At 54.8% G+C, this 5,357-nt stretch carries 6 protein-coding genes; 2 read left to right on the top strand and 4 right to left on the bottom strand.

What is annotated here, in order from left to right; all coding sequences use genetic code 11:
• Both AC629_RS47920 and AC629_RS38545 read right to left on the bottom strand, forming a co-directional pair.
• Positions 1–255: hypothetical protein (locus tag AC629_RS47920; protein WP_210419171.1), on the bottom strand; the 255-nt coding region annotated here is incomplete at its 3' end.
• A 13-nt stretch (positions 256–268) separates the two neighbouring features.
• Positions 269–1,522, bottom strand: coding sequence for a hypothetical protein (locus tag AC629_RS38545; RefSeq protein WP_143199777.1), 1,254 nt, complete (start codon positions 1,520–1,522; stop codon positions 269–271).
• Between the two features lie 189 nt (positions 1,523–1,711).
• On the opposite strand from AC629_RS38545, the gene AC629_RS38540 reads away from it, so the two are divergent.
• On the top strand, positions 1,712–3,130 hold the full coding sequence (locus tag AC629_RS38540) for an O-antigen ligase family protein (RefSeq protein ID WP_084809928.1): 1,419 nt from the start codon (positions 1,712–1,714) through the stop codon (positions 3,128–3,130).
• A 191-nt stretch (positions 3,131–3,321) separates the two neighbouring features.
• Here the strand turns inward: AC629_RS38540 and AC629_RS38535 are convergent, their stop codons facing one another.
• Together AC629_RS38535 and AC629_RS38530 are read right to left on the bottom strand one after the other, a co-directional pair.
• Positions 3,322–3,513, bottom strand: a complete 192-nt coding sequence (locus AC629_RS38535) for a hypothetical protein (protein WP_143199776.1) — start codon at positions 3,511–3,513, stop codon at positions 3,322–3,324.
• 178 nt (positions 3,514–3,691) lie between these two features.
• Positions 3,692–4,195, bottom strand: coding sequence for a D-glycero-alpha-D-manno-heptose-1,7-bisphosphate 7-phosphatase (locus AC629_RS38530; RefSeq protein ID WP_084809926.1), 504 nt, complete (start codon positions 4,193–4,195; stop codon positions 3,692–3,694).
• A 1,000-nt stretch (positions 4,196–5,195) separates the two neighbouring features.
• Here AC629_RS38530 and AC629_RS38525 point away from each other — a divergent pair.
• A partial coding sequence (locus AC629_RS38525) for a GDP-mannose 4,6-dehydratase (protein WP_143199775.1) occupies positions 5,196–5,357 on the top strand: 162 nt, incomplete at its 3' end.

Below are 5,357 nucleotides of genomic sequence, written 5' to 3'. Positions count from 1 at the left end.
CGTGTCATCATTCGAGCCTTCATCGAGACCGTCCCGGCTCAAAACATCGCTTGAGCCGGGGCGCCGCGTCAGTTCTTCACAGACGACTCGATAGCCGCGTCGTTTGGTGAGGTATAGAACATCGCCCGCCCGCAGCAATCCGACATTCTTCATGTTGGCAATCTGACCTGCGATATGGGCGCTGACGGTTGCCTGTGGCGTTGCGACGTTGTCGCTGCCGGTCTGACTGTAGCTGCGCGGTATGCGCGGAATCACGCTTCGGCAAAGGTTACGATATTCGAGAATGGCGCGAACGCTTATCCGAAAGTGATGCTACCTCGCTCATCATGAATAGCCAAAGAAGCACGTCGGCACCCAGCGGGACATAGACAGGTGAAACCGCGGCTATGGCGCAGTAGGCAGCAAATCCGATTGCCATCTTAAGCGAACGGCGCCACAAAGCAAAAAAGGTTAGGAGTTTGGCAGTAGTGGCGATGAGAGCACCAATCAAGCCATAATCCTGAAGCTCTTTCAGGATTGAGCTTTCCACACCGCGATCCATGTAGTCAGGCACTCGGTAGGCGAAATTCGGATCGCCGAAGGCGACATGGAACGTCGAAAACTTAGAGAAATCTGAAATACCTTTTTCCCAACTGGCAATCCGGTCTCTGGTCGAACTAACCTTTGGATCTACGACGATACTCAAGTAATCGGGCAGACTTCGCGGGCGGGTGTCAAGCTGATGAGTCGTTGCCGCTGGATGCGTAACCCAAAATCTGGCGATGATGGCCTGCGAGAGGCCGAGGTAGCCGACGACCAGTACAGAAGACAGCAGGAGAGAGGCCATCATCTTCTTGCGATTGAATGCCCGCAGCAAGATCGCGGCACAGCTCGCGACAATGCCGGATTTTGTTGCCGCAAGCGCCGCAGAAAGTGAAACTGCCGCTATCGCTACAATAGAAAATTCGGAGAGAAGCAGAGCCAGCAATCCTAGTCCGTATCCGTTCAATGGGCCGGCAAACAGACCTTTTGCTCTGAAGATACCTGCTCTGGAGACGTAGAGCGCCTCATCGTGCGTGATGAAGTCATCGTGCCAGACGTACCAGTAGGTTTGGAAGTAGGACTCGTGAATCTGTATCAGCGTCGAGAAAACAACTGTCGCGACAAGCAGATGCACGAAAGGCTGGCGGTTGAACAGAAACAAGAAGCCAGCTACCGGCGCCGAATACATGGATAGATTCTTTGCGTCGAGAGGAAGCCCTAGTGCAATGTGCAGTGCGGAGGCCAACACAAAGTAGCCGGCCAGCAGCCCAACCCATCGATAACTCTGTAGCCTATTGAGGGTTTCGGTCGGAGTTAGCGCTACGCTGATGACAGCAAGCCCAAGCGCAGCTGCGAAAACGGCGTTCCTGCTGAATTCAAGATTGAAATGGAACTTTAGGAAATCGTGCCAAATGCTCGAAGTGAAGAAACATATCGCTGACAGCCAGCCAACCACCTCACTTCCAGAGCGCCGCATTTGTTTGGGCCACCAAAGATCCACGTACAGCTCCGCATTTCTGTCGGGGTGACTACTTATTGCCGGCCCTCTGCTGGCGCGAAAAGGTAGCGCTCGGTTACCTTGAGATCAATCCCTACGCGCTCTCGCTTTCCGTTGGGCTGGTTGATTGTCGCTGGACGTCGAGGTATTCAGCCGCGTGTGGAATGTCCGAGGGTTGGAGAAGGTTAGAGAATGGATATTCTGGAACCGGCAGCGCGGGCCACAACGGCTGTGCGGAGACGAAATGTTTTGATCGGCGGAGCACTTGCGCTTTTTGTCTCTGCCAATGCCGTCTTTGTCTTGATTTATGGTCTGGCCGGCGTCCAGGGAAACTCTCTGTTCACCTGTGGGTATCTGGTTGCGAGCGAAGCAGCGCTTTTCTATCTAACGTTCCGAAGGATTAGGCTGCAGGCCGCCGATTATCTCTTCAGCGCGTTCGTCCTTAGTATCGCCGTATCGTTCGCCTTAAACGTCAGCACATTCGATCCCAAGCAGGTTGCGCTCCTTGCGATTGCGCTCGGTGCATATCCCTCCTGTCGGTACCTCTCATTTGCGAACCCCGGGGTCCGAGAGACATTCGTGTTGATAACGGGCGGTGTCGTCGCGCTAGGGACGGTTTTATCGGCTTATGCGATGTTCACGCAGTGGGACGGTCCATACGCCAGACCAGTCGTCCTCGGCGTTACTGATGCCGCTGCGCATTTTTTCCTAATGATCTGCGGACTTATGATCGTTGCAGTGACCGCTACTGGTCTAGACCGACAAAAGTCGCTGCAGCTCTCAGCGTTTATCTTCTTGCCCGCCGTGGTGTTCTCTGCCTCTCACGTTCGAGCGACCTTCATCGCGATCATTGTGACACTGATATTCGCGTTCATAGCTACTGAATCGAAACAACGAAGATATTTTGGTATCGTCATCGGTGCGCTCTTGGTCGCCATCGCAATCGGCCAAGTCCCGCCGTATTTCAGAAATAAAGCTATGGTCGAGAGGCAAACGGCTCAAGAAAAAGCTACGGACGAAACGCCCGCTCCACAAAAAACTAAGGCCGAAACTCCCACGGCCCCGGAAAAACCTATGGGCGAGACGGCCACGCCTCAGGAAGAAACAGAAACACCCCCTCGGATGGAATCGCGAGGCATTCTGCTCTCTAGCTGCAGAGCGAACATCGACATGAGCGATTCAATCGCCAAGAGGAAGGTGGCTTTGCAGGATGCCTTAAGGCTCTTGCCCGTGGCCGGTGCATTCGGCTTCGGCTTCGGTGCCTTCGATCAAATTTCCTGCGTGTCTATGGAGATTCACAATAGCTATTTGCAGGCTCTCGTTGAGTTCGGCTGGATTGGCGGCCTCTGCTTCTGCGTGGCCATTGTGATGGCGTTAGTTAGGCTGCTCCCGTTTTTCCGCGGTAGTGACGAGGCAAGATTTGCGATTTGCGGACTCGTATATATGGCGACGCTGAGCGTCCCGCATGGCATCCTGGGCGAGGATAGGATGCTCTTTGCGATGTTGGGACTTGCGGTGGGAGTGTATGAGAGATCCACGCCGAAACGTCCGCTGCGTTCTTTCCGCGCTGCCGCAGGTGGCGACGGGTCTAGCCGGCCGACGCCAACATAGACTTGCGCACCGTGGATTTTCGATGAGGTCCCTTTGCGGTCGAAGACCCGGCCATCGGAGCACCCGCGAAGCCGCTAGGTGCGCGCGGTTTTTGACGTTTGGATCTAGTGGGAGATCCTCCGCCAATAGCTGCCTGCGTTGAGGTTTTCCCTTCGCCGGTCGGGCCTGAGCGTTCCCGCATGTACGTGACGTTACGTTGACCCGATCGAACACGCATCCTGCAACAAGGCATGCATCGCGGCGTTCGAACACGCCGCCCGCGCCTTCGCCTGCCGGGTGACCGCGGGCGTCTCGACACCGGCAATGATCGCGTTCTCGATATTGAGGGTCGGGTAACCTGCCCGGGCCAACGAGGAGCGGATGGCGCTGGCATCCTTTCCCACGGATAGGCTTTCGCAAGCTTGCGCCAAGCCCTCCGCCATTTTCCTCAATGAACTCCACGACGGCCTCTTCGAAGGCCGAGCGTACTACCTGCAACACGGAGCACTGGGGCTCGTGCGTCCCCGCCTCGAGTTGGCGAATGGTCACAGTCCCGACCTTAGCGCGCGTGAGATTACCTAGTCATCGGTTGCGCAAACAGTTCTTGACGAAATGCTCAAGATTCGGGCCTTCAAAGAGATAGCCGCGTATTGCCGCTCTGGTCGCGGCTTCAACGTCGGTGTGCTTATCTCCGATAAGGAAACTTCGAACAGGATCAACTTGGAAGCGTTGCATAAGACTTGTGATCATGCCGGGGCCGGGCTTTCGGCAGGCGCACGAAGTGCGATAAACTTCAACAATGGCCTCTGGATGATGAGGACAATACGCAAATGCATCGATGCGCGCGCCGATGTCAGCCAACTCCTCTGTCATCCACGCGTGGAGAGCCTGGACATCCCCCTCTTTATACAATCCTCGCGCAACACCTGATTGATTCGTGACGACAAACGCAAAGTATCCGGCCTCGTTGACCTCTTTTACAGCCTCACGCGCACCTGGCAGCCATCTGAGCTTTGTCCTCTCATAGAGATAACCGGTATCCTGGTTAAGGACCCCATCGCGATCAAAAAAGACAGCGGGTTTCATTTTTGAAATACTCGTGCTCCGGAGCACGCCTTGCGATTAAGAACCAACTGATATCGTTGAAGAAGCAGGCAGCAAGAGACGCGCTTCTAAAAGCTAATCCCTTACTTGCAGGTTTGCGCAAGCGAAAACCTGCTCTTCTGCCATTCTTCCCGATAGCCTCGTCTGAGAGGACGCGGCGCTGTTCTACAAAGCCGAGAGGTGGGACACCTATCATAGATGGCAGCTGAAGCTGACATATCCAGCAGGTCGACATTGAAACGGCAATAACAGTTTCAACGCTTCATGCCGCCGTCATTGCACTTGCTGTGATCAATTTTTTGTGTTGGAAATCATCTCGATAAAGGAGGATGGCATTGATTCTGCAATAAAGACTGCAAATTTCTAAAAGGAACAACGCAATCCATTGCATCCCCTCGCGCTACGACAAGCGTGCCTACATCTTTCTCCCCGCGATCTCTTGGCTGCAGCCGATCTGGTGGCTCATTGAGCCCGGCCCCTAGGACGATCTGGCCTATGCCCATCAGCGGTACGACGAAACCGATTTGGACGGCAAAAGCGTCACAATTGATGAGATCGCCAGGACCGGGTTCAAGCGCCGACCAATTGGTACGGCACTACTTGGCTCCGGCGCCGTCTTCGAGAAATCTCATCTGGGATAGAAGGCAAGGATAAGATGGCGCCCTCCGCGAGTGAACGGCTAATCTCGAGTTGGCCGGCGAGTCAATGTGCAGCCCGAATGGAACTACGTCGGGCAGCAGTCCGTCGAGGCTTAAATTGCGGAGCGCATGCACGGATCATGCCTAGATGAATCCAGCTGGCTTTCGTCTGCATCACCGTCTTAGCCAACAAATTCCATGAGATTCAAGACGTAGCTTTCTAAATTCATCCGTTCGACAGATGGGGCATTTTCTTGACAATTCCATTAGGTCGTAAAACAAGACACCGGTAGGAAGCAGGACGGGCAAGCCGTTGCTTAGGAGCTTGTTGACCGGGTTGTGCCATGAATACTCGAAATTCCACACATCGGATCGCTCTCATCACAGGCGTGACCGGTCAGGACGGCGCCTATCTCGCCGAGCACTTGCTGTCGCTCGGCTACATCGTGCACGGCATCAAGCGGCGCTCGTCCTCGTTCAACACTGCGCGGGTCGACCATCTCTAC

The sequence above is a fragment of the Bradyrhizobium sp. NAS80.1 genome (assembly GCF_001908205.1).
Taxonomy (GTDB): Bacteria; Pseudomonadota; Alphaproteobacteria; order Rhizobiales; family Xanthobacteraceae; genus Bradyrhizobium.
This window is presented reverse-complemented; position numbering and strand designations above follow the sequence as displayed.

Bases quoted from the DNA above. Each gene is read 5' to 3' on its own strand.
- AC629_RS38540 (WP_084809928.1), top strand. From the start codon at position 1,712: ATGGATATTCTGGAACCGGCAGCGCGGGCCACAACGGCTGTGCGGAGA.
- AC629_RS38530 (WP_084809926.1), bottom strand. From the start codon at position 4,195: ATGAAACCCGCTGTCTTTTTTGATCGCGATGGGGTCCTTAACCAGGAT.